This is a genomic window from Nocardia sp. NPDC058640, assembly GCF_042716995.1.
Taxonomy (GTDB): Bacteria; Actinomycetota; Actinomycetes; order Mycobacteriales; family Mycobacteriaceae; genus Nocardia.
Window position 1 is genome coordinate 13,398 of the sequence record NZ_JBHXRG010000007.1, and the last position, 23,131, is coordinate 36,528.

Below are 23,131 nucleotides of genomic sequence, written 5' to 3' on the forward strand. Positions count from 1 at the left end.
CGGTGCATTCGGTGTCGGTGGTCGTGCCGGTATATCGGGGTGAGGAAACGATCGCCGCGCTGGTCACCGAGCTGGACCGGTTGACGGGCCCGATCACCACCGCCGCGGGCGCGCGCTTCGCCATCGCGGAGATCATCCTCGTGCACGACAACGGTCCCGATCGCTCCGATGTCGTGCTGCGGGAATTGGAAGGCTCCTACCCGCAGGTGCGTGCGGTGTGGTTGAGCCGCAATTTCGGCCAGGACGCGGCCACGATCGCCGGGATGGCGGCGGCGCGCGCCGACTGGATCGTCACCATGGACGAAGACGGTCAGCACGACCCGGCGTTCATCGCCGACTTCCTCGACGCGGCTTTGGCCTCGCGCGCGGACCTGGTCTACTCCAAGCCCTCCAACACCCGCCCGCACGGTTTCCTGCGCAATCTCACCTCGCGTGGCGCCAAAGTGGTGCTGGCCACGGTGTTCGCGTTCCCCGATTCGACGCGCTTCGAAAGCTTCCGGCTGATCCGCGGTGATATCGGACGTCAGCTGGCCGAGGTCGCCGCCAACGGCGTGTACCTGGACGTGGCGCTGACCTGGGTGGTCGGCAACGCGGTGTCGGTGCCGGTGGTGTTGCGCGCGGAGGGCCGCGAGGAGTCCGGCTACAACTATCGCCGACTGTTCTCGCTGTTCTGGAAGATGGTGCTGTGCAGCGGCACTCGCGGTCTGCGCCTGGTGAGCATGCTCGGGATCACGCTCGCCCTGGCCGGGGTGGTCATGGCCGCGGTCGTGATCGTGCAAACGCTGACCCAGGACAATCACGACCCCGAGGGTTGGGCGTCGATCATCGTGGTGATGCTGCTGTGTTCGGGTGCGACCCTGTTCTCGTTGGGTCTGATCGCGGAGTATCTCGGTGTCGCCCTGCACATCCTGGTCGGCAAGCCGCTGTACCTCACCGTGCAGACCCCGACACCGCGCCCGGATACGATGCACGCGCCGGCCGTGAACCATCGAGTCGACGCCGCGGTGCCGGCAGCCGCGACGGAGAAGGGCCACCGCGAGTGAGCGACCGCATCATCTTCAGCAGGCCGTTCCGCGCTGCCGCCGAACGCCCCAACCTGATGGCCGTGCTCGATTCCGACCACAGCCACGGCGACGGCCAGTTCACCAAATCGGCGACCGCGAAGATCAAGGCCATCACCGGCGCCGACCACGCGCTGCTGACCACCTCGTGCACGCACGCGCTGGAATTGGGCGCCCTGCTGCTGGAATTGGGCCCCGACGACGAGGTGATCGTCCCCAGTTTCGCGTTCACCTCCGCGGCCACCTCGATGGCGTTGCGCGGGTCGACGTGCGTGTTCGTCGACATCGACGAGTCCACGGGCAATATCGATCCCGCCGCCGCGGCCGCCGCGATCACCGACCGCACCAAGGCGATCGTGGTGATGCACTACGGCGGTGTGGCCGCGGACATGCAGCCACTGCTCGAACTCGCCGCCCAGCACGGTGTGGCGATCATCGAGGACAACGCGCACGGGCTCGGCGGCACCTGGCGTGGCCGTCAGCTCGGCACGATCGGCACGCTGGGCACGCAGAGTTTCCACGACACCAAGAACGTGCACTGCGGTGAGGGTGGCGCGCTGCTGCTGTCGGACGAGATCCTGATGGGTCGCGCCGAGATCATGCGGGAGAAGGGCACCGACCGCGCGCGGTTCCTGCGCGGCCAGGTCGACAAGTACTCCTGGCAGGACATCGGTTCCAGCTACCTGCCCAGCGAACTCAACGCCGCTGTGCTCGACGCGCAACTGGCCGAGTTCGACACCATCCAGGCCAACCGGCACCGCGTCTGGGACACCTACGCGGCCGCGCTGCCCGACTGGGCGGCTCGCAACGATGTGCGTCCGATGACGGTGCCCGCCGACGCCGGCCACACCGCGCACCTGTTCTACCTGCGGATGCCGACCGAGGAGAGCCGCGACGGGATCATCGCCCACCTCGCGGGTCAGGGCATCGTCGCGCCGTTCCACTACATTCCGCTGGATTCCAGCCCGGCCGGTCTCAAGTACGGCCGCACCCCGGTTCCGTGCACGCGGTCGGCGAACTTCTCGGCCACGATCGTGCGACTGCCGCTGTGGCCGTTGCTGCGTGAGGATCAGCTGGGTCGTGTGATCGACGCGGTCACCGCCTACCAGGTGTAATCGTTCGAAAAAAGGCCGCCCGGTTTCGCCGGGCGGCCTTTTTCGTGCGAGAACTACCCCCGAGTGGGTCAGTTCCCGCCGAACAACACGGCCGCTGCCGCGTCGGTGAGCACCTCGTAGGTCTCGGTTTCCCGGTTGTAGATCCAGGTGCCCGGCCCGGCCTTGGGCAGACCTGCCGCTTGCACCGCCGAGGCAGACGGACGGAAACTCGAGCTGCGCGGAATCTCGTCCACGACGTAGACCAGGTCGGGACGCTGACCGCGGTCCAGTCCGCGCATCGCCTCGGTGACATCACCCGGTTCGATCCGGAACCCCGCGCGCACGCTCAGCGCGGCCGCGGCGATCGTGCCCGCGGGCGTCTTCAGCCCGAACGCCACCTCGAGGTCGACCGGGGTGATGTCGTTGAGCACGTCCACGATCGGCTGGGTGAACACCGGTCCGCGCGCGGTGCGGATCACCGTGTCACGGCGGTCGACCAGCCAGTAGTCGCCGTCGCTGTCGCGGCGGAACAGGTTCTCCGTGGGCCACCAGGCGTCGCCGGCCTGGAACACGCCGCGCAGCCCGCCGTCGGAGATGTCGCCACCGTCGACGGCCTTGCCCAGCAGCAGGCCGGGTTCGTTGTCGGCGCAGCGGCGGGCGAACCCGTCCTCGCCGACCAGGATCTGCTCGCTGACCGGGTCGTAGGCGACCAGTTCCACGCGCGCGGTGCCGGGCACGGGCCTGCCCTTGGAACCGATCTTGGCGCCGGTCACATTGGCCAACACCACGTCGCCGTCGATCGAGGCGTAGAACTCGAGCACGCTGGCCGGGGCGAACTGTTCCACGGTGCGCCGCCACAGACCCGCGGGCATACCGGAACCGATGAACAACCGGATCGGATGGGTGTGGCCGACCGGGAAGACCTGGGCGTCGAGCAGGTCGCGCAACATGGTCCACGTGTAGGTGACCACGGTGACGCCGTAGCGGTGCACCTCTTCGGCGAATCGACCCGGCTCCATGTCCACCGGGCGGGCCAGCGCGATGCGGCTGCCACCGGCGATCGCCCCACCCAGACTCACCAGCAGTCCCGACGAATGATGCAGCGGCGCAAGGCAATACACGGTGTCGCGACGATCAAGGTCCGCGGCGCTGGCGGTACCGAACGCCGACAGCGCCCAGCGGTGGTTGGTGATGTACTTCGCCTCGAGACGATCACCGGAGCCGAGCACGAGCACGAACGCCAGTTCGCGCGCCAGACCCGGATTCGGCCGGAACCAGGCAGGCACTCGCACCTGCGCCGGGTCGATCTGTTCGAGGTCGATCACCCGATCACTGGTCGGCACCGCCAGCTGTCGACCCTTGCCGCCACCGAGCACGAGCACCCTGGCAGCGGTCGCGGCGGCGGTCCGCAGGTTCTCGGGGTCGGTGATCAGCGTCTGCACGCCGGTCAGCTCGATGGCCCGGTCAAGTTCCGCGCCCGGCGCCAGCAGCACCGCGACGGCACCGATGCGCGACAGCGCCGCCACCGAAGCCAGTGCGCTGGGCCGCGTTTCCATCATCACGCCCACGCGCATCGCGGGCCGGATGCCGACGGAGATCAGGCCACGCACCACATTGTCGACACGTTCCTCGACGGCGGCATTGGTATGCACACGGTCGTCGAACAGCACCAGGTCCTTCTGCGGTGCGCGACGGGCGTGTTCGGTGAGCAGTTTGCCCAGCGAAATCCGCGTGTGCGGCTGGATCATGCCCAGTCGCGTGAGCCGGGGCAGCGCGCGTGCGGCCTCGCCGGCCATTTCGATCGAACCGCGAATAGTGTTGCCCGCGATACCTTCCAACACCTTGCCCACGCCCGCGCCCGCTTCGGCCAGACCGGCGGCGGTGTGCATCATCCGGGTGGCGGCGGTGCGCGGCGCGTTGCTGGCGACGTGTTCGCGCATGGGCACGATCTGCTCGGGCAACATGCCGTTGCCGTCCATCCAGGCGATCCAGTCGCGCACCATCGGCCACGTGTGGTTGGTGGCCGTGGAACCGGCGACCAACCCGAAATGCCCTGCGACCAAACTGGCTTCGTACACTTCGGCATTGGGCGCGGCCCGCACGATCCCCCGCACCGCGGCAGGCTGACCGATGTCGTCGACCTCGCCGACGAACGCCAGAATCGGGCACTTCAGTTCGGCCAGCGACACCGGGTGATCGCGAATCACGAACCCGCCCAGCATCATTCGATTGTGCGCGACGAACTGCTTGAGTAGATCCGCCACCGCGGGACCCGAATAGCCCACCCAGCCATCGCTGTTGAGGAACCGACGCTGACGTTCCTTGGGCAGCAACGCTTCCCGGTCGTGCAACTGCAGCAGGAAGTCGATGCGTGACTTGGCGGTCTTCACCGGGTCCAACATCTGGAAGCCGATGCGCACCATGGATTCGGTGATCGGCAGCCGGTGCATCACATGGTCGGCCAGGAAGTCCGCGACCTCGGAGACCACACCGTAGGGCAGCCCGAACGGCATCCCCGCGACGATATCGACCGGGCTGCCGAACGTGACGATCGAGGCCACGCCCTTGCCGTACCGGTAGGCGGTGGTCTGGTAGGCGAACATGCCGCCCTGCGAGTACCCCATCAGGTGCAGCTGCGCGCCGGTGGCTTCGCAGACGGTGTCGATGGCGGAGTTCACCGCGAGCACATGGTCGGCCAGGTCGCGTTCCCAGCCGCCCTCCTCGGTGGCGGGTGAGCCGAAATCGATGACCCAGCAGTCGATTCCGCTGGCGTGCAGGATGCCGACCGCGCCGCCCGCGGCATTGACATCCCAGATGTCGGCGTTCACCATCAACGGCGGCACCAGCAGTGCCACCGGACGGCCGGGCGTCGTGTCATCGGGGAAGTAGTGGCGCAGCCGATACATGCGTCGACGCTCGACGACCTCGAAAGGCGACGACTCCACATCGTGTGACAACCCGCCGAAGCGGATCACCTCCAGCCCGTTCTGCGCGGTAGCCAGCAACCGCTGCACCGAACCGACCACACCTTTTGGACTGATATCCACCGTTCCCACCTGGCCCTACCTATTCTCAGTGACACACCTCACACACCCCGATGTGCTCATCTGAGCTTGCCACACCGGACCTCCATTATGTGTCGGCTGTGACAGGCCGCATGCTCGCCCGACGTACGTCACACCGCCTGTCGGCGCACCGATTCCGCGCGCCGATAAAGTGGACCGGGTGACCCCAACGCCCGCCGACACCTCGACCGACCGCGAAACCATGCTCGTGGAGTTGGTCGACGACACCGGCGTCGCGACCGGGGCGTGCTCGGTGGACGAAGCCCATCGACCCCCCGGCATCCTGCACCGCGCCTTCTCCGTGCTGCTGTTCGACCGTCGCGGCAACGTCCTGTTGCAACAGCGCGCCGCGGTGAAAACCAGGTTCCCGCTGCAGTGGGCCAACACCTGCTGCGGGCATCCCACTCCCGGGCAAGCCGTGGCCGAGGCCGCCGCGATTCGGTTGCGTGAGGAGTTCGGAATGACGGCCGAACTGTCGGAGGTGGGGGTGTTCACCTACCGCGCCGGCGACGAGTCCACCGGGCGCGTGGAGTACGAATACGACCACGTGCTGATCGGTTCGGTCGGCAGCCTGCCCCCGCGGCCCGATCCGACGGAGATCGCCTGCTGGGCGTGGATTCCCCCGCAGGCGGTGCGGGTCGACATGACAGCCAACCCCGGTAAGTACACCCCCTGGCTGCCGCAGGTCCTCGACATCGCCGAAGCCCACCGCCCCTGACCTCCCCGCTCCTTTCCGTCTCCTTGCCCAGGCGCACCACCGCTCTGATGCGCATATCTATATCTGTCTATGTATCTCAGTTCCTTGGCGAACTCACAGGTGCACCACAGTCCCCGAACAGGCCGCCCGACCAGGCTGGTCTTCGAACGGTTCGCACGAGCAGGTAGTGGAGGTAGCGATGGTCGAGGTCGAGATAAACGACGACACGGTGACGGTCAATGTGCTCGGAGGGCATCGCCTGCTCGCCCTGCGCCAACAGGTCGTGATCGACCGCGCCGCCATCACCGAGATCACCACCGCCGAAGTGGACCTGCGCCCGCCGTGGGTCCGCGCGCCCGGCACCTTCATCCCCGGTGTGATCGCCGCCGGCGTCTACCGCGGCAAGGGCCGCAAAGAGTTCTGGGACACCACCTTCGGTGGCAGCGCCGTCCGAATCGACCTCGAGGGACCCGATTTCACCCGCCTGGTCGTCGACGTCGACGATCTCGACGCGGTCCTGCACGCCCTGAACACCGAAACCGTCGCCGCCTGAACATCATTCACGAACCGAACGTCTCCAGCAGACCCGTATAGGACTTCGCCGGCGGTGTCGCGAACTCTCCCCTACCCGACTTCCGCAGCCCCAGTGTGACCAGGGACTGCACGGTGAGGGTGGCCGCCGCGACACCGTCGATCACCGGCACCCCGATCTCGTCGCGAATGTGCGCGCACAGCTCGGCCATTCCCGCACAACCCAGCACCACGGCGTCAGATCCGTCCTGCGCGACCGCCTCCCGGCACGCCCGCGTCACGATCTCGCGCGCGTGCGGATCGCTGTCCAGCGCGAGCACCGGCAGTTCGCACGCGTGCAGCCCACGGCAGAACCGTTGCATCCCATAGCGTTCCGCCAGATCCTGTGCCCGGCCGATCGTGCGCCCCAGCGTGGTGACCACACTGAACCCGCGCCCCAGATGACTGGCCGCGTGCATGGCCGCTTCCGCGATCCCGATCACCGGCCCGGTTGCCAGTTCTCGCGCCGCGTCCAACCCGGGATCGCCGAAGCAGGCGATGACATACCCGTCCACACCCTCGGCCTCCCCCTGCCGGATCGCGGCGAGCACCCCCGGCACGCTCATCGCCTCGTCGTAGTGGCTCTCGATCGACGTCGGCCCGAACTCCGACGTCACCGCGTCCAGCAGTGTGCCCGGGCCGACGACAGCCCGGGCACACCGCTCGATCGTGTCGGTCATCGCCCGCGTGGTATTCGGATTGATGACCCTGATCCGCATCAGGCACCGCCCTCCCCGACAGCAGCCGCGCGCTTGGCACCGGTCAGCGCGTAGTAGACCGCGAACCCGATCCCGCAGCCGATGAACCAGCTGTACTGGGCGGCGGTGTGCATGCCCGGCAGGCTGTTGGCCAGCACCGGGAACACCGCGATCGCCGCGGCGATCATGCCGCCCGCTCGCCAGCTGATCCGCTGCGGACTCACGTTCGAGAAGTCGAAGGCCGGGGCGATGAAGTTGGCGACGATATTGATGCCGATGGTGGCGATAGTGAAGGTGAGAGCACCGAGCACGATCGCGAACGTCGAATCGATCTTGGCGACGGTGGCGACCGGGTCGGTGATGAGCTCGCCGTACACGGGCACCGTCAGGGACGCGGTGATCACCACCAGCAGTGAGAACATCAGAAAGTTCACCGGCAGACCGAGCAGATTGCCGCGCTTGACCGCCGCGAAACTCTTTCCGTAGCGCGAGAAGTCGCCGAAATTGAGCATCGGCCCGGAGAAGTACGACACCACCAACGCGATCGCACCGAGCATGACCGGCACCGACGCCCACCCGGTGTAGGTCACCTCGCCCAGGTTCAGGTCGATCGCACTCCACCCGCCCTCGGCGATCAGATACCCACACAGCACGAACATCACGACATACACAGCGGGACCGCAGAAGTCGATGAATTTGCGAATGGATTCCATGCCGCGCCAGAACACGCACGCCTGCACCACCCACAGCAGCAGGAAACTGCCCCACCCCAGCGCCGACAACCCGGCGAATCCGTAGTCGGCGGTGACGGCATAGGGCGCCAATCCCGGAAACAGTTTCACCAGAACGACATCCAGTGCCGCCGACGCGAGAAACGTCTGAATTCCGTACCAGGCCACCGCGATCAGCCCACGGATGATCGCGGGAATATTCGCGCCGAGCACACCGAACGCGCTGCGGCAGATCACCGGATACGGCACGCCGGTCAGCTGACTCGGTTTGGCCACCAGATTGCAGAAGAAGTACACGATGGTGATGCCGATGAGCAGCGCGGCCAGTACCTGCCAGCTGGCCAGGCCGAGCGCGAAAAGGCTTCCCGCCGTGACATATCCGCCGACGCTGTGCACGTCCGACATCCAGAACGCGAAGATGTTGTAGGTGCCCCAGGTCTGCTTGCGCAGCGGCGCGAGATCGGAATTCGTCAGTCGCGGATCGTAGGTGGACGGTTCACCGTCGGGAACCACCGCGGACTTGATGAGGTCGGTCATGATCGTTCCCGTCCGAAAGGGTGTATCTGCTGAGCTGACGGTAAGTTTCAGCAGTTGCGCCGCAGTTTCTCGGGAATTTCGGTCCTATTGCACCGAAGATATATCTTCGGGCGCGAGCAATCCCGTGTCGGTCGGCAGGGTCGCGATCACTGATTCCAGTCTGCGGTGGTGTTCCTCGGCGGCGGCGAGGAGGCGGTCCACGTCGCGGGCGAGGAAGGCGTCGAGCATGGCGATGTGGTCGCTGTGCAGGCGTTCGCGGTCGAGTCGGTCGATGTGCACCATCGACTGCACCGGCTCGGTGACATTCCAAGCCGCCTCGAGCATGTACAGCAGCCGGAACATGCGCGATGGTCTGGTCAGTGCGACGTGGAAGCTGCGGGACTGGCGCTGGTAGGTCGCTGGGTCGTCGTCGAGGATGGCGCGTTCGAGTAGGTCGTTGACCGCGAGCAGGTGCGCGCGCTCGTCGTCGTTCGCGTGCAGGGCGGCCGCGGCCAGTGACGCTGTCTCCAAAGTGTCTCGCACGATGTACATTTCGCGCAGTTCGCGGGCGGTGAGCTGGGCTACCTCGTAGCCGCGCTGCGGGCGGTGGGTGACCAGCCCCTCCCCGATCAGGGTCTTGAGCGCCTCGCGGACCGGGATGTGGCTCACCCCGAACAGTTCGGCTACTTCGCGCAGCGGAATCACCGTGCACGGCGGGACGGCGCCGTCCAGGATCACCCGGCGCAGTTCACCGAGAATCACTTGCGGTCGGCCTGGCTCGTCGACCACCAGCCTTGCCAGCAGCGCCGATCGTCGTCTCGGGGGCATGCACACAGGCTATGGACGGCGTATTGCGCGCGGACTGTTCGATGTGACGGTTGGGAAACGATCACCGTACCGACCGGTCGCTTGTGTGCGATGGCATGCTCGGGGGATGGGAGTTTCGACAACGCAGTCGGTGGATCGCCGCTTCGTGCGTTTGGTGACGGTGTTCGACAGCCTGTTCCGCAAGCCCTCGCACGGGGGCGGCGCGCTGTGCGTGTACCTGCACGGCGAGCCGGTGGTCGACGTGTGGGCGGGCCAGGCCAGCCCCGGCGTGCCGTGGAACGCGGACTCGGTGGCGTTGGGTTTCTCCACCGGAAAAGGCGTGGCGTCCACGGTGATTCACCAGTTGGCCGATCGTGGGCAGCTCGATTACGACAGCCCTGTGGCGGAATACTGGCCGGAGTTCGCGGCGGCGGGCAAGGCCGACATCACCGTGCGCGACGTGCTCACCCACCGCGCCGGCCTGCACCGTTTACGTGGACTACTGCCCGGTCCGGTCGAGAGTTTCCTCGACGACAAGGCTGTCACCGAGGCATTGGCCGCGGCCACTCCGGACCCCCGCCACAAGGTCACCAGCGGCTATCACGGAATCAGCTACGGCCACTTGGCCGCTGAGATCGTGCAGCGGGTGACCGGCCGCGAGTTCGTCGACGTCGTGCGCACCGAACTCGCCGAACCCCTTGGCGCCGAAGAACTCTGGTTCCGTGTCCCCCACGACCAACGACATCGCATCGCCACCACCTTCCCCCGCCTGCGCGCGGCGGGCATGGACTGGGACACCGGCTCCGACCTGCTCACCCGCACCCGCTTCGCCGCCGCCGCGGAAACCACCCCGCGCGGCTTCGCGGATCTGATCGTCGATGCCCGCGTGCATGATTCGGTGATGCCCGGCGTGAACGGCGTGTTCTCCGCCCGCGCCCTGGCCCGCGTGTACGCCGCCCTGGCCAACGGCGGCGAACTCGACGGCACCCGCATCCTGTCCCCCGACGCGATCCCCCGCTTCGCCGCCCGTCAGGTCTTCACCCCCGATTACGTGCTGGCCTTCCGCATCCCCTGGGCGATGGGTTTCCACGGCGTGCCGATGAAGCCGTCCAAGTCCGACCCGATCTCCGCCTTCGGCCACTTCGGCCTCGGCGGCTCCGGCGCCTTCGCCGATCCCGAGACCGGCCTGTCCCTGGCATTCGTCACCAACCGCCTCGGCGGCAAACTCACGCCCCTGGGCGACGCCCGTCTGACCCGCCTGAGCACCATCGCCCACAACATCGCCAAGGAACGCTGACTGGACAGTCGATCACCAGGCTCTCACGCAAACATCGCCCGAGAACGATTCTGCACAGAAGCCTGGTGATCACCCGTCCAGAAGGGTGATCTGCGCCGAACAGCGCATTTACGCCCCCAACATGTGGATCCACCCGGCACCGCGGCCGAGCCTGGCACTATGTGGCGGATGGAGACCGTGGGACTGGAGCAGATCGAGGCCGCCGCCGCACTGTTGGCGCCGGTGATTCGGCGGACGCCGACCGTGGGGTCGCGGGTGTTGTCGGAGCGTGCGGGCACGCAGGTGCTGCTCAAGTGTGAGAATTTGCAACGCACCGGATCGTTCAAACCGCGTGGGGCTTATAACCGGATCGCGAATCTGCCGGTGGCGGACCGGGTTCGGGGCGTGGTGGCGGCCAGCGCAGGCAATCACGCGCAAGGGGTGGCGTGGGCAGCCAGTGAGCTGGGGATCGCCTCGACGGTGTTCATGCCCGTCGGGGCGTCGCTGCCGAAGCTGGTCGCCACGCGTGCCTATGGTGCCGAGGTGCATCTGGTGGGCGACACCATCGACGAATCCCTGGTCGCCGCACAGGACTTCGCGCAGCGCACCGGGGCGACACTGATCCACCCGTTCGACCACGCCGATGTCGTCGCCGGTCAGGCCACGGTCGCGCTGGAAATACTCGAGCAGGTTCCCGATGTGGGCACGGTGATCGTGCCGACCGGTGGCGGCGGGTTGCTCGCGGGCATCGCGGTGGCCCTGCACGCGCTGGCGCCGAACGTGCGGGTGATCGGGGTGCAGGCGGCCGAGGCGGCGGCGTGGCCGGAGTCGCTGGTGGCGGGCAAACCTGTTCGGGTGCCGAAGATGTCGACGATGGCCGACGGCATCGCGGTCGGCCTGCCCGGCGCGGTGCCGTTCGGGCATGTCGCGAAGTTGGTGTCGGAGATCGTCACCGTCGACGAGGACGCGCTGTCCAAGGCGCTGCTGCTGTGCCTGGAACGAGCCAAGCTGATCGTCGAACCCGCCGGTGCGGCCGGTGTCGCGGCGCTGCTGACGTCGGCGCTGCACGACCTGCCCGGTCCGGTGGTGGTCGTGCTGTCCGGCGGCAATATCGACCCGCTGCTGCTGACCCGCGTCATCGGCCACGGTCTCGCCGCCGCGGGCCGCTACATGGCCTTGCGCGTCACCATCGACGACCGACCCGGAGCGCTGTCCGCGCTGTTGGCCGTGATCGGCCGGGCCGGCGCGAGCGTTGTCGACGTGGTGCATTCACGAACGGGTCCGTGGCTGGATGTCGACGAAGTGGAGGTGTCGCTCACCGTGGAAACGCGGGGCGCCACCCACCGCGACGAGGTGCTGTACGCCCTGCGGGATACCGGATTCCGAGTCAGGACCGAACCCGACCTCTAGCCCTATCCAGGCATCGACCGAACTCGTACCCGAGCTCGGTTCACGCATCGACTTGGACTCGTATCCGGCGCCGCCTGAGCTCGAGCCCGTTCGCGCGTCGACCGGACTCGTCTCTCGATGCCCGCCCGGTGGCGCTAGCCCGGTCTACGTATCGACCGGGCGCGACCTCGACCTTCAGCTCAGCCAGGCGCGGGCGTCGTCGGCGGTTTTGCGGACCTCGTCGAGTTGCTCGGCCACGCGCACTCCCGCGGTGCCGCCGCGGGCGTTGCGGGAGGCGATCGAGCCCTGGACTGTGAGCACGTCGCGCACGCCCGCGGTCAGGGCGGGGTCGACGGCGGCGAACTCTTCGTCGGTGAGGTCGGCCAGGCCTACCCCGCGCGCTTCGGCGACGCGCACGCACGCACCGGCCGCTTCGTGCGCGACGCGGAACGGAACACCTTGGCGGACCATCCATTCCGCGATGTCGGTTGCGAGAGTGAAACCGGCAGGGGCCAATTCGGCCATCCGGTCGGTGTGGAAGGTGAGGGTGCCGACCAACCCCGCGATGGCCGGCAACAACAGTTCGAGCTGGGCGACGGAGTCGAAGACCGGCTCCTTGTCTTCCTGCAGATCCCGGTTGTACGCCAGCGGTTGGGCTTTCAGCGTGGCGAGCAGTCCGGTGAGGTTGCCGATCAGTCGACCGGCCTTGCCGCGAGTCAGCTCGGAGACATCGGGATTCTTCTTCTGCGGCATGATCGACGACCCGGTGGACCAGGCATCGGCGAGGGTGACGTAGCCGAATTCCGGTGTGCTCCAGATGATCACCTCTTCGGCCATCCGGCTCAGGTCGACACCGATCATGGCCAGCACGAACGCGGCCTCGGCGGCGAAGTCACGCGAGGAGGTCGCGTCGATCGAATTCGCTGCCGACGCAGTGAAATCCAGCTCCGCGGCGATCTGCTCGGGGTCGAGGCCCAGCGAGGAACCGGCCAGCGCACCCGAACCGTACGGGGAGATGGCGGCCCGCTTGTCGAAGTCGCGCAGGCGTTCCAGATCGCGCAGCAGCGGATGTGCGTGGGCGAGAAGGTGATGCGACAGCAGCACCGGCTGGGCGGCCTGCAGATGAGTCTTGCCCGGCATCACCGCGTCCGGGTGTGCGGCCGCCTGCGCGACGAGCGCGTCGACCACATCGAGCACACCGGCGGCGACGCGACGCACACCGTCGCGCAGCCACATCCGAAACAGGGTCGCGACCTGGTCATTGCGCGAGCGTCCGGCCCGCAACCGACCACCGAGCTCGGTGCCGACCCGCTCGATCAGCCCCCGCTCGAGCGCACCGTGCACGTCCTCGTCGGAATCGGCGGGTCCGTAGGCACCGGAGGCGACATCGGCGGCGAGCGCGTCCAGACCGGCCAGCATGGCGGGCAGATCATCGTCGGCGAGCAGCCCCGCCTTGTGCAGCACCCGGGCGTGCGCCTTCGAGGCGCGAATGTCATAGGGAGCAAGCACCCAGTCGAAATGCGTCGACTTGCTCAACGCCGCCATCGCCTCGGCGGGCCCGGACGCGAATCGCCCACCCCAGAGCGCACCTTCGTTGGTTCCGACGTGGGTCATCAGTGCCCTCTCTCGGGTTGGCTTGTCGAGCGTATGTTTGGTGCTGACTGATCTCGCAAGTACATGGGTAACTCACCGGGCACGCCCAGAACGTTCACACGTCCCAGAGGTGAGCCCGGCGAGTCACGCAACCACCACCCCGCGACCGGCAAAAGACGCGGAGAGGCGGGGGAGCCTAGGCGAGGTCGCGGCGGGCGGCGACCTTCGAGGACAGGCCGTGGATCTGGACGAATCCCTTGGCCAGCGACTGGTCGAAGGTGTCGCCCTCGTCGTAGGTGGCCAGGTTGAAGTCGTACAGCGACTGGTCCGAGCGACGCCCGTTGACCACCGCGGACCCGCCGTGCAGCACCATGCGGATGTCGCCGGTGACGGTCTGCTGGGTGTCGGTGATGAAGGCGTCCAGGGCGCGCTTGAGCGGGGAGTACCACAGGCCGTCGTAGGCCAGCTCGCCCCAGCGCTGCTCGACCTGCCGCTTGTAGCGGGCCAGTTCACGCTCGATGGTGACGGCTTCCAGTGCCTGGTGCGCGGTGATCAGCGCGATGGCACCGGGTGCCTCGTAGATCTCACGGCTCTTGATGCCCACGAGACGGTCCTCAACCATGTCGAGACGGCCGACACCCTGGCGACCGGCGCGGGTGTTCATCTCCTCGATGGCCTGCAGCACCGACACGGGCTTGCCGTCGATGGCGACCGGCACACCCTTCTCGAAGCTGATGATGACCTCGTCGGGCGCTTCGAAGTTCACCGTGGCGTCGGCGGTGTAGTCGTAGACGTCCTTGGTGGGCGCGTTCCACAGGTCCTCGAGGAACCCGGTCTCCACCGCGCGGCCCCACACGTTCTGGTCGATGGAGAACGGGGACTTCTTGGTGACGTTGATCGGGAGCTTGTTCTCCTCGGCGAACGCGATGGCCTTCTCACGGGTCCAGGCGTAGTCGCGGACCGGGGCGATGACCTCGAGGTCGGGCGCGAGGGCACCGATGCCGACCTCGAAGCGGACCTGGTCGTTGCCCTTGCCGGTGCAGCCGTGCGAGACGGTGGTGGCGTTGTGGAACTTGGCGGCCTCGACGAGGTGCTTGACGATCAGCGGGCGGCTGATGGCCGACACGAGCGGGTACTGGCCCTGGTACATGGCGTTGGCCTGGATGGTGGGCAGGCAGTACTGCTCGGCGAACTCGTCGCGCGCGTCGACCACGATGGCCTCCACGGCGCCGCAGTTCAGCGCGCGCTGTCGGATGGCTTCCATGTCCTCGCCGCCCTGGCCGAGGTCGATGGCCACGGCCACCACCTCGGAACCGGTCTCCTTCGCGATCCAGCTGATGGCGACGGAGGTGTCAAGCCCACCGGAGTAGGCGAGTACGACGCGATCGGACATGTTTGTTGTGCTCCTCGACGTGGGTTCTTCCTTCGGCTGTCGCCGTTGCTACAAATGATTATGCACGATGATGCAATCTCATTCATAACCGGGGTGCGAGCCCGCGGCGGATCTGACTGAAATAGACGATCACCTGCGACGATACCGCCGCGCGCCTTGGCGGGTACGCTCGGCTATGAGACGCTGGTCACAGCTGATACTCGCCGGTCGGGACCAAAGGAGCCATCATGCAGTCGTTACGTGATTTCGCCGAGGCCAACTACGACCTGATCGGGACGGTCGTCATCGGCTTGGGAAACATGAGTCTGAACGTGGCCAAGGCCGTGATCGAGCTCGGCACTCCCCTGCTCCAGGGATTTTTCGCCTGACCATTTCGACGCGCCTGACCACTTCGACGCAAGGAGCACACCATGGATGACGCCCTGCAGTACCTGTCCGACAACTACAACGCGGTGGCCAACCTCGGGCTCTATGTCGTACACACCACCATCGAGCTCACCCTCCCGCTGACGACGCTGATCCTGAACTTCCTCGCCTCCTGAGCCCTGCCGTGTGGCACGCTGAGACAGCACTATGACGCTGAGACAGCACTATTCGGCTCGCCACACGTGAGGACGAACAAGATGCTCCACTACATCGCACAAGAATTCTCGACACTGGGCAACGGTGTTCTCGATGTCGGCCGCGCCGTGGTCGCGCTGGTGCAGGACATCATCGATGTCGCCACGCCGAACAATCACGGCGGCGGCGCGGGCGGCGGTCAGTACCCGTTCAACTGATCCCGGGCCGCGTCGCCCTGCGGTTTTCGGCGCGAGTTGCCGCGCACGGCGCATCACCGCCACTACTGTGCGAACCATGACCGACGATGTGCGGCTCACCGCAGGCGACGCGACGCTCACGATCGCTCCGGACGACGGCGGCGCGATCCACAGTCTCACCGTCGACGGCACCGAACTGCTACGCCAGGACCCGGGCACCGGCTGTTTCGTCATGGCGCCGTGGGCGGGACGTCTGGGTCTGGGCGAGCTCACGGTCGGCGATCGCACCTATCAGCTGCCGATCAACAACGGCCCGCACAGCATTCACGGCACCGCGCGCGACGGAGCGTGGGAGGTCGTCGCGTCGTCACCGACCGAGGCCACCCTGCGCCACCGCCTCGATGATCCGTGGCCGTTCGCGGGCACGGTCACCCAGACCTTCACCCTCGCCGACACCGGCCTCACGCTGCAAATGCGCATCGCCACCGACCACGACCCCTTCCCCGCCCAGGGCGGCTGGCATCCGTGGTTCCTGCGCTCGGTGCCACCCGCCACCGGCCCCTTGGAACTGGACTTCGACCCGGCCTGGCAGTGCGAACGCGGCGACGACTACCTACCCACCGGCCGCAAGATCGCCCCCACCCCCGCACCATGGGACGACTGCTTCGGCATGCCCAACGGCGTCCTGGCCCGCCTGACCTGGCCCGGTTTCCTGGAATTCACCATCACCAGCCCGGTGCACGACGTCGTCGTCTGGACGCTGCCGAAGGAATCCCTCTCGGTGGAGGCCCAGTCAGGCCCACCCAACGGCCTGAACACCGACCCACGCCTGGTCACCCCCGATTCCCCCCTGGACGTCCGCGTGGATTGGACCTGGCAGCGCCTCACCCGAGACTGAACCCGCACACCCGAGTCTTCGGGTAGCGCAACCCATTACGGTGGAGCGAGTGCCGATCACGTTCGCCCACCCGGCAGCAGTGCTGCCCTTCGCGCGACATCTCCCCCTTGCCGCCCTGGTCGCGGGTTCGGTTGCCCCCGACGCGGTCTACTACCTACCGATTTCCCTGTCCGGCACCACAACTCATTCGCTGATCGGTGTCGCGTGCTGGGACCTGCTGATCGGTCTCGCACTGCTGCTGGATTTTCGTGTGTCCGAGGAACCCCTGCGGGCACTGGTGCCGTTCTCGCTGGGCCGACAACCGGATTCCATGACCGTACGCACGGCGGTGCTGACGGTCGCCGCGGTTGCGCTAGGCGCGGCTACGCATGTGGTGTGGGATTCCTTCACGCAGACAAACGGTTTCGCGGTCGAGAACTGGTCACTGTTGCGGACATCGGTGGTCGAGCCGCACAAGACCTATAACGTGGTCGGCTACATCTCGTCGGTCGCCGGAACGGCGCTACTGGCCTACCTGATAGTCCATCGTGCCCGACGCACCGAACGTGTCCGGCCGAACCGGGCGGTCGTCGCCGTCCTACTCGCCGCGCCCGTTCTCGGTGCGGTACTCGCCATCGACGACCCGATTGCCCAGATCAGCACCTACGACCTGGTCCGGCACGCGATCGTGGGCGCGGTGCAGGCGGCAGCGTCGGCCTGGGCGATCTACGCGGTGCTGTGGCACATTCGCGCGATCAGGCCAGGCTTTCTATTTTCGCGGCCAGTTCGGCGCCGGTGAGGGGTTCGCGGGCGATGACGGCGATGGTGTCGTCGCCTGCGATGGTGCCGATGATGTAGGGCAGGGCGGCGCGGTCCAGGGCGCTGGCCAGGAAGTGGGCGGCGCCGGGTGGGGTGCGTAGGACCGCGAGGTTGCCGCTGGCGTCGGTGGAGACGAGCAGGTCGCCCAGGAGTTTGGACAGGCGGCCGGTGCCGCCGGTGACGCCGCGCACGGGGCTGCCGTCCTCGGGGACGATGTAGACGCCTGCGCCGCCGTCGGCCGCGCGTAGTTTCACCGCGCCGAGTTCGTCGAGGTCACGCGACAGGGTGGCCTGGGTGGTTTCGATGCCCTCGGCCGACAGCAGCGCGGCCAGTTCGGTCTGACTGCGGACCGAATGCGCGGTCAGCAGTTCGATGATGCGGGACTGGCGGCCGGCGCGGGTGCGGGCGATCGCGGGCGAACCCTTCTCGGGAACACTCATCGCCCGGACTCCGAGCCGGCCCCGGTTCGCGGTGTCACGCGGCGGCTTTCGCGAGCAACCACACCAGCAGCGCCTTCTGGGCGTGCAGGCGGTTCTCGGCCTCGTCCCAGACCACACTGTGTCCACCGTCGATGACCTCGTCGGTGATCTCTTCACCACGGTGGGCCGGAAGGCAGTGCAGCACAATCGCTTCCGGGTGCGCGTGCGACAGCAGTGCGGTGTTGAGCTGGAAGGGCCGGAACGGGCCGACGCGGTCGAGGCCGTCGTTTTCCTGCCCCATGGACGTCCAGGTGTCGGTGACCAGCACGTCGGCGCCGGTCGCGCCGACCACCGGATCGTTGGTCACCGAGACGGTCGCACCGGTTTCCGCGGCGCGCTTGGCGGCGGCGTCGAGGATCCACGGCAGCGGCTCGAAGCCGGGGGGCGCGGCCACAGTCACGTTCATGCCCGCGGTGACACCGCCCAGCAGCAGCGAGTGCGCCATGTTGTTGGCGCCGTCGCCGAAGTAGGTCAGATTCAGGCCGACCAGGGAGCCTTTGCGCTCGCTGATGGTCTGCAGGTCGGCCAGGACCTGGCAGGGGTGGAACTCATTGGACAGCGCGTTGACCACGGGAACCGTTGCGGTGACCGACATTTCGTCCAGGCGCGACTGTTCGAAGGTGCGCCACACGATGGCATCCACGTAGCGCGACAGCACGCTGCCGGTGTCGCCGAGGGTTTCCTCCCGACCCAACTGGGTGTCGCGCCCGTCCACGACCACCGCATGGCCGCCGAGCTGGGCGATGCCCAGTTCGAAGGAGAATCGCGTGCGGGTGGAGTTCTTCTCGAAGATCACCCCGACTCCGCGCGGGCCGTCCAACGGCCGGTGCGCGAAGGGGTTTTTCTTCAATTCGGCGGCGATGGCGAGGATTTCGGCCTGTTCGGCCTGGCTCACATCGTCGTCACGCAAGAAATGACGCAGGGTCATTCGGTCGCTCCCTTAGCATCGGCGGCGGCCTTGTCGAGGATCTCGGGCAGGTCGGCGACGAAATTGTCGGCCTGAGTTTCGGTGAGCACCAGCGGTGGCGCCAACCGGATCACGTTGGGCTTGGCGGGGTTCAGCAGGTAGCCGGCTTCGCGCGCGCGCACGTCCACATACGCGGAGATGTCGTCGCGCAGCACGATGCCGATGAGCAGGCCCGCGCCGCGCACGTGGTCGATTTCGGGATGTTCGAGCAGGGCGATGCCATCACGCAGCCGCTTGCCGACCCACTCCACGTGGGTGAGCAGGTTGTCGGAGTCGATCGTGCGCAGCACCGCCAAAGCCGCTGCGGCACAGACGGGATTGCCACCGAAGGTGGTGCCGTGCAGGCCCGGCGTGAGCAGTTCGGCGGCTCGGCCCTGTGCAAGTACGGCACCGATCGGCAGGCCACCACCCAGACCCTTGGCCAGGGTGATCGCGTCGGGCACGATGCCTGCCGCCTGGTGCGCGAAAAACGTTCCGGTGCGCCCGATTCCGGTCTGCACCTCGTCCAGGATCAGCAATGCCCCTGCCCGCGAGGTGATTTCGCGAGCACGCGCGAGGTAGTCCGGCGGCGGCACGACAACGCCGCTCTCCCCCATCATCGGTTCGAGAAACACTGCGGCAGTGTCGGAATCGACGACGGCTTCCAGCGCGTCGGCGTCACCATAGGGCACGTGCACGACGCCGGCCGGCATCGGTTCGAACGGTGCCCGCTTGGCCGGTTGACCGGTCAGCGCCAGCGCGCCCATGGTGCGGCCGTGGAAAGCCTCTTCCGCCGCAACGATTTTCGACCGTCCGGTCAGTCGCGCGATCTTGAACGCGGCCTCGTTGGCCTCGGTGCCGGAGTTGCAGAAGAACGCCTTGCCCTCACCGTCGCCGAAGTGAGCAAGCAGCTTCTCGGCCAGTTCGATGACCGGTTCGCTGGCGTACAGGTTCGACACGTGGCCAAGGGTTCCCAGCTGCTGGGTGACCGCTTCGAGGATGGCCGGATGCGCGTGCCCGAGGCTGTTGACGGCGATGCCGCCGAGGAAGTCGAGGTAGCGCTTGCCGTCGGCGTCGTAGAGCACCGCGCCCGCGCCGCGCACGAGCGCGACCTTCGGGGTGCCGTAGTTGTCCATCATCGCGGCCGTCCACCGCTGCTGCAGCTTGTCTGTCTCACTCATGGGTCACCATGGTTCCGATTCCTTCTCCGGTGAACAGTTCCAGCAGGACCGAATGCGGGACGCGCCCGTCGATCACGTGGGCGCTGGGGACCCCGCCGAGCACGGCGCGCAGACACGCTTCCATCTTCGGCACCATGCCCGCATCCAGGCGCGGCAGCAACTTCGCCAACGCGTCGGCGTCGATCCGGCTGGTCAGCGAGGAGCGGTCCGGCCAGTCGGTGTAGAGGCCTTCGACGTCGGTGAGCACGACCAGTTTCTCCGCGCCGATGCCTTCGGCCAGTGCGGCGGCGGCGGTGTCGGCGTTGATGTTGTGCACGATGCCGTCGGCGTCGGGGGCGATGGTGGAGACCACCGGGATGCGGCCCGCGTCGATGAGGTCGAGTACCGCGCCGGGGTTGACCTCGGTGACGTCGCCGACCAGGCCGATGTCGGTGGCGATGCCCTCGACCGCGACGGTGCGCCGGGTGGCGGTGAACAGGTGCGCGTCCTCGCCGGAGATGCCGACCGCGTACGGACCGTGCGCGTTGATCAGCCCGACCAGCTCACGCCCGACCTGCCCGAACAGCACCATCCGCACCACATCCATCACCTCGGGCGTGGTGACGCGGAAGCCGCCGCGGAATTCGCCTTCCATACCAAGTCTTTTCAGCATGGCGTTGATCTGCGGGCCACCACCGTGCACGACCACGGGATGCACGCCGACGGTGCGCAGGAACGCCATGTCGGCGGCGAAGGCCGACTTGAGTTCGTCGTCGATCATGGCGTTGCCGCCGTATTTCACGACCACGATCTTGTCGCGGAACTTCTGCAGCCACGGCAGCGCGTCGGCGAGCACGTGCGCTTTGTCCAAGGCCGAAAGACTGTGCACGACACTCATGAGCTGTATGCCGAGTTCTCTTCGACGTAAGCGTGGGAGAGGTCGGTGGTGCGCACCATCGCGGTGCCCTCGCCGACATTGAGCTCGATCAGCACGTCGATGTCTTCGCCGGAGAGGTCCACGTCGCGGGCGCCGGGCGCACCGACACTGTCGACGCACACGGGATTGCCGTTGAACGACACGGCAATTCGGTTCGGGTCCAGGGTCACCGGCGCGATGCCGACGGCGGCGAGCACACGACCCCAGTTCGGATCGGAACCGAACAGCGCGGTCTTGACCAGACTGTCGCGGGCGACCGCGCGGGCAACAGTGAGCGCCTCGTCCTCGGAGGCCGCACCGGCGACCGTGACCTGCACCCGCTTGGTGACACCCTCGGCATCGGCCATCAACTGCGCGGCCAGATCGTCACACACGGTGAACACCGCGGCGTCGAGATCCTCCTGCGAGGGCGCGACGCCACTGGCACCGTTGGCCAGGAGCAGCACGGTGTCGTTGGTGGAGCAGGAACCGTCCACATCGAGCCGGTCGAAGGTGTACTTCGTGGCCTTACGCAGGGCGGAATCGAGCTGCTCGGGCGTGGCGACGGCGTCGGTGGTGAGCACCACGAGCATCGTGGCCAGCGACGGCGCGAGCATGCCCGCACCCTTGGCCATGCCGCCGACATTCCACTTGTCCTCGCTGTGGAACGCCGACTCCTTGGGCACGGTGTCGGTGGTCATGATGGCGTGGGCGGCCTCGGTGCCGCCGGAGATGCCGCCGCCCATCTCGTGCACGATCTCGGTGATCGCGGGGATGAGCTTGTCCATCGGCAGGCGGTCACCGATGAGACCGGTGGAGCAGACCGCGATCTCGCCCGCGCCGGTCTCGGTGCCCCAATTGCTCAGTGCCGCAGCGAGTTCCTCGGCGGTCTTGTGGGTGTCCTGGAAGCCGCCGTGGCCGGTGCAGGCATTCGCGCCGCCGGAGTTGAGGATCACCGCGCGCAGATGACCGGTCTTCAGAACTTGCTGCGACCACAGCACCGGCGCGGCCTTGACCTGGTTGCTGGTGAACACACCGGCCGCCGAGTACTCGGGGCCCTCGTTGAGCACCAACGCCAGGTCCGGCTTGCCGCTGGCCTTGATACCGGCCGCGATGCCCGCCGCGCGGAAACCCAACGGCGCGGTGACGCCCTGGGTGTGGATCAGTTTGCCGTGGTCCGGGGTCTGCGGATCAGGGGTCGTCACGGTGCCACTCCTACGGTGGAAAGTCCTGCGGTCTCGTCGAATCCGACGGCCAGATTCATCGATTGCACCGCGGCGCCCGCGGTGCCCTTGGTCAAGTTGTCGATCGCGCCGATCACCACTAGCAGGCCCGCGTCTTCATCGACGGTGACCTGCAGGGTGATGGCGTTGGAGCCGAGTACCGAACCGGTCTGCGGCAGCATCCCTTCGGGCAGCAGGTGCACGAAAGGTTCGTCGGCATAGGCCTTTTCATACACCGCACGCGCCTGCGCGGCGTCGACTTTCGCCGGGGCGGTGCAGGTGGCGAGGATGCCACGCGGCATCGGCGCCAGCACCGGCGTGAACGACACCGAGACGTCAACGCCGCCTGCGGCTTTCAGGTTCTGGGCGATCTCGGGGGTGTGCCGGTGCGCGCCCGCGATGCTGTACGCACGCACGCTGCCCATCACCTCGGAACCGAGCAGGCCCACGTCGAGTTTGCGGCCCGCGCCCGAAGTGCCGCTCACCGCAACGACATTCACGCTGGGTTCGATGATCCCGGCGGCGATGGCCGGCGCCAGCGCGACACTGGCCACGGTCGGATAGCAGCCGGGCACGGCGATCCGCCGAGCACCGGTGAGCTGTTCGCGCCCGCCGGGCAGTTCGGGCAGGCCGTAGGGCCAACTACCCGCGTGCGCGCTGCCGTAGTACTTCTCCCAGGCGGCGGGATCGGTGAGCCGGTAGTCGGCGCCGCAGTCGATGATGACCGTATCGTCGGGCAGAGCGGCGGCGATCGCGCCGGACTGGCCGTGCGGCAGGCCGAGGAACACGATGTCGTGCCCGGCCAGGATTTCGGGGGTGGTCTCGTCCAGGATCCGGTCGGCCAGCGGCAGCAGATGCGGCTGCAGCGCGCCCAGCGCGGTACCGGCGTTGGAACCGGCGGTCAGCGCCCCGATCTCGAGGCGCCCCGCTCGGTATTCGGGATGCCCCAACAGCAGACGCAACACTTCGCCACCGGCGTACCCACTCGCACCGGCAACCGCCACCCGAAGCACGGGTCCTCCCGACGAATCAACCATGTGATGATTATGCACGATTATGCAAG

At 67.4% G+C, this 23,131-nt stretch carries 23 protein-coding genes; 11 read left to right on the forward strand and 12 right to left on the reverse strand.

All coding sequences use genetic code 11. The features are described from left to right. Positions 1 to 2: 2 nt before the first annotated feature. Complete coding sequence (locus tag ACFWU5_RS11690; protein ID WP_379244776.1) at positions 3 to 1,043, forward strand: glycosyltransferase; 1,041 nt, start codon at positions 3 to 5, stop codon at positions 1,041 to 1,043. Then, a complete protein-coding gene (gene rffA / locus ACFWU5_RS11695; RefSeq protein ID WP_379267098.1) occupies positions 1,040 to 2,176 on the forward strand; it encodes a dTDP-4-amino-4,6-dideoxygalactose transaminase in 1,137 nt (378 codons plus the stop codon). Before ACFWU5_RS11690 ends, rffA begins: the two co-directional genes overlap by 4 nt. A 68-nt stretch (positions 2,177 to 2,244) precedes the next feature. On the opposite strand, the gene ACFWU5_RS11700 is transcribed toward rffA, so the two are convergent. Then, positions 2,245 to 5,202: an AMP-binding protein gene (locus ACFWU5_RS11700; protein ID WP_379267099.1), complete on the reverse strand. Its 2,958-nt coding sequence runs from the start codon at positions 5,200 to 5,202 to the stop codon at positions 2,245 to 2,247. A gap of 178 nt (positions 5,203 to 5,380) precedes the next feature. On the opposite strand from ACFWU5_RS11700, the gene idi reads away from it, so the two are divergent. After that, entirely contained in the window at positions 5,381 to 5,938 is a 558-nt protein-coding gene (gene idi, locus ACFWU5_RS11705; protein WP_379267100.1) for an isopentenyl-diphosphate Delta-isomerase, read from the forward strand. A gap of 178 nt (positions 5,939 to 6,116) precedes the next feature. Continuing rightward, a complete protein-coding gene (locus ACFWU5_RS11710) occupies positions 6,117 to 6,470 on the forward strand; it encodes a hypothetical protein (protein WP_379244722.1) in 354 nt (117 codons plus the stop codon). A 7-nt stretch (positions 6,471 to 6,477) separates the two neighbouring features. On the opposite strand, the gene ACFWU5_RS11715 is transcribed toward ACFWU5_RS11710, so the two are convergent. The 3 genes from ACFWU5_RS11715 to ACFWU5_RS11725 all read right to left on the reverse strand — a co-directional run bounded on the left by ACFWU5_RS11715 (position 6,478) and on the right by ACFWU5_RS11725 (position 9,260). Beyond that, the gene (locus ACFWU5_RS11715) at positions 6,478 to 7,206 is read right to left on the reverse strand and encodes an aspartate/glutamate racemase family protein (protein WP_379244720.1); all 729 of its coding nucleotides are present in this window, start codon (positions 7,204 to 7,206) and stop codon (positions 6,478 to 6,480) included. Then, positions 7,206 to 8,453, reverse strand: a complete 1,248-nt coding sequence (locus ACFWU5_RS11720; protein ID WP_379267101.1) for an NCS1 family nucleobase:cation symporter-1 — start codon at positions 8,451 to 8,453, stop codon at positions 7,206 to 7,208. Before ACFWU5_RS11720 ends, ACFWU5_RS11715 begins: the two co-directional genes overlap by 1 nt. Positions 8,454 to 8,537: 84 nt before the next feature. After that, entirely contained in the window at positions 8,538 to 9,260 is a 723-nt protein-coding gene (locus ACFWU5_RS11725; protein WP_379244716.1) for a GntR family transcriptional regulator, read from the reverse strand. A 106-nt stretch (positions 9,261 to 9,366) separates the two neighbouring features. On the opposite strand from ACFWU5_RS11725, the gene ACFWU5_RS11730 reads away from it, so the two are divergent. Both ACFWU5_RS11730 and ilvA read left to right on the forward strand, forming a co-directional pair. Then, positions 9,367 to 10,536 (forward strand): serine hydrolase domain-containing protein, encoded by a 1,170-nt coding sequence (locus tag ACFWU5_RS11730; protein ID WP_379244715.1) that lies wholly within the window; start codon positions 9,367 to 9,369, stop codon positions 10,534 to 10,536. 159 nt (positions 10,537 to 10,695) lie between these two features. Next, on the forward strand, positions 10,696 to 11,925 hold the full coding sequence (gene ilvA, locus ACFWU5_RS11735; RefSeq protein WP_379267102.1) for a threonine ammonia-lyase: 1,230 nt from the start codon (positions 10,696 to 10,698) through the stop codon (positions 11,923 to 11,925). 174 nt (positions 11,926 to 12,099) lie between these two features. Here ilvA and argH read toward each other — a convergent pair whose 3' ends face one another. Together argH and ACFWU5_RS11745 are read right to left on the reverse strand one after the other, a co-directional pair. After that, a complete protein-coding gene (gene argH / locus ACFWU5_RS11740; RefSeq protein ID WP_379267103.1) occupies positions 12,100 to 13,518 on the reverse strand; it encodes an argininosuccinate lyase in 1,419 nt (472 codons plus the stop codon). 175 nt (positions 13,519 to 13,693) lie between these two features. After that, positions 13,694 to 14,890: an argininosuccinate synthase gene (locus ACFWU5_RS11745; protein ID WP_379267104.1), complete on the reverse strand. Its 1,197-nt coding sequence runs from the start codon at positions 14,888 to 14,890 to the stop codon at positions 13,694 to 13,696. A 227-nt stretch (positions 14,891 to 15,117) separates the two neighbouring features. Here ACFWU5_RS11745 and ACFWU5_RS11750 point away from each other — a divergent pair, with 227 nt between their 5' ends. From ACFWU5_RS11750 to ACFWU5_RS11770, 5 genes are all read left to right on the forward strand, one after another. Next, positions 15,118 to 15,258 carry a hypothetical protein gene (locus ACFWU5_RS11750; protein ID WP_379244707.1) on the forward strand — a complete coding sequence of 47 codons (141 nt, stop codon included), beginning with the start codon at positions 15,118 to 15,120 and terminating at the stop codon, positions 15,256 to 15,258. A gap of 42 nt (positions 15,259 to 15,300) precedes the next feature. After that, positions 15,301 to 15,432, forward strand: a complete 132-nt coding sequence (locus tag ACFWU5_RS11755; RefSeq protein WP_379267105.1) for a hypothetical protein — start codon at positions 15,301 to 15,303, stop codon at positions 15,430 to 15,432. Between the two features lie 81 nt (positions 15,433 to 15,513). After that, positions 15,514 to 15,669 carry a hypothetical protein gene (locus tag ACFWU5_RS11760; RefSeq protein WP_379244703.1) on the forward strand — a complete coding sequence of 52 codons (156 nt, stop codon included), beginning with the start codon at positions 15,514 to 15,516 and terminating at the stop codon, positions 15,667 to 15,669. 76 nt (positions 15,670 to 15,745) lie between these two features. Then, the gene (locus ACFWU5_RS11765) at positions 15,746 to 16,546 is read left to right on the forward strand and encodes an aldose 1-epimerase (protein ID WP_379267106.1); all 801 of its coding nucleotides are present in this window, start codon (positions 15,746 to 15,748) and stop codon (positions 16,544 to 16,546) included. A 49-nt stretch (positions 16,547 to 16,595) separates the two neighbouring features. Then, the gene (locus tag ACFWU5_RS11770; protein WP_379267107.1) at positions 16,596 to 17,324 is read left to right on the forward strand and encodes a DUF4184 family protein; all 729 of its coding nucleotides are present in this window, start codon (positions 16,596 to 16,598) and stop codon (positions 17,322 to 17,324) included. Here ACFWU5_RS11770 and ACFWU5_RS11775 read toward each other — a convergent pair. Genes ACFWU5_RS11775 through argC form a run of 6 tightly spaced genes read right to left on the reverse strand, consistent with a single transcriptional unit; the run spans position 17,281 to position 23,105 of the window. Beyond that, complete coding sequence (locus ACFWU5_RS11775; RefSeq protein WP_379267108.1) at positions 17,281 to 17,784, reverse strand: arginine repressor; 504 nt, start codon at positions 17,782 to 17,784, stop codon at positions 17,281 to 17,283. The two genes, ACFWU5_RS11770 and ACFWU5_RS11775, sit on opposite strands and share 44 nt — an antisense overlap. A 34-nt stretch (positions 17,785 to 17,818) precedes the next feature. Next, positions 17,819 to 18,751 carry an ornithine carbamoyltransferase gene (gene argF, locus ACFWU5_RS11780; RefSeq protein WP_379267109.1) on the reverse strand — a complete coding sequence of 311 codons (933 nt, stop codon included), beginning with the start codon at positions 18,749 to 18,751 and terminating at the stop codon, positions 17,819 to 17,821. Then, entirely contained in the window at positions 18,748 to 19,950 is a 1,203-nt protein-coding gene (locus ACFWU5_RS11785; RefSeq protein ID WP_379267110.1) for an acetylornithine transaminase, read from the reverse strand. The genes argF and ACFWU5_RS11785 overlap by 4 nt, the downstream gene beginning before the upstream one ends. Further along, complete coding sequence (gene argB / locus ACFWU5_RS11790) at positions 19,943 to 20,827, reverse strand: acetylglutamate kinase (RefSeq protein WP_379267111.1); 885 nt, start codon at positions 20,825 to 20,827, stop codon at positions 19,943 to 19,945. Before argB ends, ACFWU5_RS11785 begins: the two co-directional genes overlap by 8 nt. Continuing rightward, positions 20,824 to 22,050 (reverse strand): bifunctional glutamate N-acetyltransferase/amino-acid acetyltransferase ArgJ, encoded by a 1,227-nt coding sequence (argJ, locus tag ACFWU5_RS11795; RefSeq protein ID WP_379267113.1) that lies wholly within the window; start codon positions 22,048 to 22,050, stop codon positions 20,824 to 20,826. The genes argB and argJ overlap by 4 nt, the downstream gene beginning before the upstream one ends. Next, positions 22,047 to 23,105 (reverse strand): N-acetyl-gamma-glutamyl-phosphate reductase, encoded by a 1,059-nt coding sequence (argC, locus tag ACFWU5_RS11800; protein WP_379267114.1) that lies wholly within the window; start codon positions 23,103 to 23,105, stop codon positions 22,047 to 22,049. Before argC ends, argJ begins: the two co-directional genes overlap by 4 nt. Positions 23,106 to 23,131: the final 26 nt, after the last annotated feature.